At 57.5% G+C, this 4,697-nt stretch carries 4 protein-coding genes and 1 pseudogene; 2 read left to right on the forward strand and 3 right to left on the reverse strand.

Annotated elements, in window-relative coordinates:
• Window positions 1–754, reverse strand: a 754-nt coding sequence (locus tag NV64_RS15730) for a LacI family DNA-binding transcriptional regulator (RefSeq protein WP_101506280.1), incomplete at its 3' end; no start/stop codon positions are given.
• A 468-nt stretch (window positions 755–1,222) separates the two neighbouring features.
• Here NV64_RS15730 and NV64_RS15735 point away from each other — a divergent pair.
• Complete coding sequence (locus NV64_RS15735; protein WP_056232784.1) at window positions 1,223–3,595, forward strand: membrane-bound PQQ-dependent dehydrogenase, glucose/quinate/shikimate family; 2,373 nt, start codon at window positions 1,223–1,225, stop codon at window positions 3,593–3,595.
• Between the two features lie 121 nt (window positions 3,596–3,716).
• Here the strand turns inward: NV64_RS15735 and NV64_RS15740 are convergent, their stop codons facing one another.
• Window positions 3,717–3,854: a HipA N-terminal domain-containing protein gene (locus NV64_RS15740; RefSeq protein ID WP_082502274.1), complete on the reverse strand. Its 138-nt coding sequence runs from the start codon at window positions 3,852–3,854 to the stop codon at window positions 3,717–3,719.
• A gap of 151 nt (window positions 3,855–4,005) precedes the next feature.
• On the opposite strand from NV64_RS15740, the gene NV64_RS15745 reads away from it, so the two are divergent.
• Window positions 4,006–4,407, forward strand: coding sequence for a VOC family protein (locus tag NV64_RS15745; protein WP_056232785.1), 402 nt, complete (start codon window positions 4,006–4,008; stop codon window positions 4,405–4,407).
• Between the two features lie 65 nt (window positions 4,408–4,472).
• Here the strand turns inward: NV64_RS15745 and NV64_RS24135 are convergent.
• A pseudogene (locus NV64_RS24135) lies at window positions 4,473–4,697 on the reverse strand (amidohydrolase); the annotation flags it as partial.

Below are 4,697 nucleotides of genomic sequence, written 5' to 3' on the forward strand. Positions count from 1 at the left end.
TGCGATCCGCGCCGCGGGTTTTCTTCAGGTACTCAAGCGTGACCTTATAAGCCAGATCGCGATCGTAATGGCCGGCTTCCAGCACCTTATGCAGCGACTGCCCCGCCTCTTCCAGACAGGCCACGTACCCCTCCAGACGCATCAGCTCGGTGGTCGCATTGTTCAGCCCCTTCAGGTAGCCAAAACGCTGATAGCCCTGACCAAGCAGCAGCCTGGCGATCTCCGTTCCTGCCGCAAAACCATCGACGCTGATCGCTTCCACATCGGCATTATTGGTACTGCGGCAGACGTGGATCGACGGAATATGGTGCAGCGTCTCCGCCGTGGTAATCAGCTCATCGCTGAAAATAGTGGCGAGGAACAGCAGCCCGTCTACCTGCATCTGCCCGGCCATCTGCATCACCGACTGATAATTTTCCCCGGAGTCGACGTTGAGCAGCAGCGCCATATAGCCGCGTTCGTTTAGCTGGCGGGTGGTTTCCTGCAGCATCTTCAGGGTATGCGGATTGCTGAACTCATCGGTGACCACGCCAATAATGTTGGTTTTGCGCTGCTTTAAGCCGCGCGCCAGCAGGTTAGGGCGGAAGCCCAGTTTGTTGGCGGCGTTCATCACCAGCTCACGGGCTTCAGGTGAAATGGATGCTCCGGATTTGAACGCACGTAACACCGTCCATTTCGAAACCCCGGCCAGTTCGGCCACATCGCTGGCGGTGGATTTTTGCGCCTGCTTCTCTTTTACGCTGTTGTTTGTCATGGCTTACCAATGGGTCCGGGATGCTGAAGTCATGTGCTCAGAATAAAGGATCCCACCGCATCTCAACAGGTTGCCGTAGCGAATGTGTGGTGCACCTCCATTTTTCGCTCGTGCCACCACACTATCTCGCAACATGATGTTGCTGCGATGTTTTATTTTGCTACCGTTGGCAAACTCCTTTGCCAACGGTAGCAAAGTCAGATAATATTCGATCCCGCTCACATTTGTTCTGCAACCCACTGTTTTAAAACCCCTAAATTCGCATAAAGCCATACTTTTATTGCGTGAATTTTTTGATTTGAAAACAGGTGATTAGGCAGATTGTTAAAAAAAAGATTGTGTGCATGAAGCGAAAGATTTTTCGCATCAAAACCATAACAAAGATAAATAAATTTCATTTTTCGTAGCAATGGTCGTTTTCAATCACCTCCCGACACGGGAAATCGCTTAGCATGGAAAATAGTTATCATGAAAAACAGCAGTAATATTGTGGTTACTCTCATCGGCGCGCTTCTGCTGCTGATGGGCCTGGCGCTGGCCGGCGGCGGCGCGTATCTGATCGCGCTCGGCGGCGCGTGGTTCTATCTGCCCGCCGGCCTGGCGATGGCCGCCACCGGCTTCGGCCTGATGAAAAAGCGCAGCTGGGCGCTGGTGGTTGCCTGGCTGCTGTTAGTGGTCAGCCTGGTCTGGGCGTTTAGCGAAGTCGGCACCGACTTCTGGCAGCTGGTGCCGCGTACCGTCACCTTCCTGGTGGTGGCGCTACTGGCAACGGCGTCCGCGCCGCTGCTGCGTAAAAAAGATGGATCGCGGGCGATCGCCTGCAAGGCCGCAGGCGGCCTGTCAGCGGCGCTGCTGGTAGCCATTGTGGCCATCTTTGCCGGCATGTTCCGCCCGCACGCGGAAGTGGAAGCCAGCGGTGAACCGCTCCCGGTGCTGGATAAAACCGCGTCGGATGACAGCGGTAACGACTGGGGAGCGTATGGCCGTAATACCGCAGGCCAGCGTTTTGCCCAGTTTAACCAGATCAACACCACCAACGTGAAAGACCTGAAGGTGGCCTGGACTTACCACACCGGCGATCTGGCGGTTAACGGTTCGGAATACCAGACCACGCCGCTGAAAGTCGGCAACACCATGTACGTCTGTACGCCGCTGAACAAGGTGATGGCGCTCGATCCTGTCACCGGCAAAGAGAAGTGGCGCTTCGATCCGAAAATCGAAGAGACCTCAGGCAACAAAACCTGGAAACGCTGCCGTGGCGTGGCGTATACCGAGCTGAGCGCGGCTCCGCAGGACGGCACCGCGCCGGCCATCGCCGGTAACAAGCGCATTATCAGCACCACCGTGGATGGCCGCATCTTCTCGCTGGATGCGGAAACCGGCCAGCTTGACGAAAGCTTCGGTGATAAAGGCTTTGTTAACCTGCTGAACGGCCTCGGTGCCAGCGCGCACGGCTCCTACTATCTGACCTCCGCACCGCTGGTGGCCGACGGTATCGTGATGGTCGGCGGCAAGCTGAACGACAACCTGACCACAGGCGAAGCCTCCGGCGTGGTGCGCGGCTATGACGCGCGCAGCGGTAAACTGGTGTGGGCGTGGGACGCATCGCGCGGTGCAACCGACAGCACCCCGCTGCCAGAGGGAGAGACGTACCCGATTGAAACGCCGAACTTCTGGGGTACTGCAGCATATGACGCCAGACTGGGCATTGCCTACTTCCCGACCGGCAACCAGACGCCTGATTTCTGGACCGGCAACCGTCACGCCTACTCTGACGAGTATAACGACTCGATCGTGGCGGTTGAGCTGAAGACCGGTAAAGAGGTGTGGCACTTCCGCACCGCCAACCAGGATCAGTTCGACTACGACGTCTCCTCCCAGCCGATCCTCTATGATATGCCGGGCAAAGACGGCAGCATCACGCCGGTACTGATCCAGCTGACCAAGCGTGGCCAGGTGTTCGTGCTCGACCGCCGTACCGGTAAGCCGGTGGTCAAAGTCGAAGAGCGTAAGGTCTCCACCGACGCGATGCCGGGCATGAAAGTGGCCGCCACCCAGCCGTACTCCGCCATCTCCGTCGGTACCGCGGCGCTGAAAGAGTCGGATATGTGGGGCGCGTCGATCTTCGACCAGCTCTACTGCCGCGTGCAGTTTAAACAGATGCGCTGGGAAGGCGAATTTACCCCGCTGTCTGATAAGCAGCGCACGCTGATCTACCCGGGCTACTACGGCGGCTTTAACTGGGGCGGCGGCGCGATTGACCCGTCAACCGGCACGCTGATCGTTAACGATATCCGTATGGCGCAGTGGGGCCAGTTTATCAAACGTGAGGATGCCGACCGTCGCGGCCTGCAGGCGACCACCGAAGGCGAATACTCCGAGCAGCTGGGCACTCCGTGGGGCGTTGAACGCGGCATGTTTATGTCACCGCTGGGCGTGCCGTGCTTCAAACCGCCGTTTGGTACCATGACTGCCATTGACCTGGCGACCGGTAAAACCCGCTGGCAGGTACCGATGGGCACCATCAAAGATGCACCAATCCACGGCGTGGCGCCGGGTCTCGAAATCCCGCTGGGTATGCCAACCATGGGCGGCCCGCTGGTCACCAAAGGCGGCCTGACCTTCTTCCACGGCTCGCTGGACAACTTTGTGCGCGCGCTGGATAACAACACCGGTAAAGAGCTGTGGCGCGGCCGTCTGCCGGTGGGTGGACAGGGCGCTCCGATGACCTATATCGGCGAAGACGGTAAGCAGTACATCGTGGTGGTGGCCGGCGGCGCAACCCGTACCGGCACCAACGATAACCGCGGTGATGACGTGATCGCTTACGCGCTGCCGTAAGGATTCAGGTTCACAATCCGTTGTACGTCACAGGCCAGCTGATGCTGGCCTGTTTTTTTATTTTCCATGTTGGATAATACCCGCAAAAGTATTGCACTCAGCCGGGCCTGCTCTGGTCCCCTTACACGCTACTCGCTGCACTAATCTGCACTGCACCGGGCATATTTATACCGTTATTGGCCAGTAGCCCGAGGATATCGTGCTCATCGATTTTCTGTAGCTGACAATAGCGCCCCTTCAACCATCCTTCCGGTGCCAGTGACGCAAAAAATTAACCAATACAGATCGAAATCAGCACAAAACCCTATATCAATACAAAATAAAATAATGAACATTAAATGTTCAAAGAGGAGCAATCTGAGGTCGAAATATCATTCGACAGGGCAAGATACTTACAGGAGGAAAGAGCGATGCGCACCCAAAAAAGATGTCTCGGCTATGTGGCAATCGTGGTTGATGACTACGACAGGGCAATTGAGTACTACACCCAGAAACTGGGCTTTACCCTGGTGGAAGACACCCCGCAGCCGGGCAAACGCTGGGTGGTGGTGACGCCAGCTCCCGGAAGCGACTGCAATCTGCTGCTGGCACGCGCCTCCAGTGAACGGCAGTCAGGCTTTATCGGCGATCAGGCCGGAGGCCGCGTATTCCTGTTCCTGCAGACCGATGATTTCTGGCGGGATTACACGGCGATGAAGGAAAACGGCGTGACGTTCTGCGAAGCACCGCGCGAGGAAGCGTACGGCACCGTGGTGGTCTTTGAGGACCTGTACGGTAACCGCTGGGATCTCTATCAGAACGCGCAGGGCTGATGCTGTCCGTTTTGTAATAAAAAAAGCCGTATGCTCTCGCACACGGCCCTCCCTCAGTCACTTAATCAGAACGCAAAGCACGAACAGCCCAGCGCGCCCCAGAAGGCATTATCGTCAGATACCGGCACGCCGGAGTGGCGGGCGACATCGTGCGAGTGGCTGTGCACGCCGCACGGACCGCTGCACTGGTGCGGCTGTGAAGCAAAAGCGGCACGGCCGTGGGCCTGCGGCGGCGCAGAACGCCAGTGACCCGGCACCGTCACCACCGGTGACCACTCCGGCAGCACGAC

The organism is Erwinia sp. B116 (genome assembly GCF_002865965.1).
Lineage (GTDB): Bacteria > Pseudomonadota > Gammaproteobacteria > Enterobacterales > Enterobacteriaceae > Erwinia.

What these genes read in the sequence shown, in the direction of transcription:
- NV64_RS15745 (WP_056232785.1), top strand. Translation starts at nt 4,006, where the DNA reads ATGCGCACCCAAAAAAGATGTCTCGGCTATGTGGCAATCGTGGTTGAT.
- NV64_RS15735 (WP_056232784.1), top strand. Translation starts at nt 1,223, where the DNA reads ATGAAAAACAGCAGTAATATTGTGGTTACTCTCATCGGCGCGCTTCTG.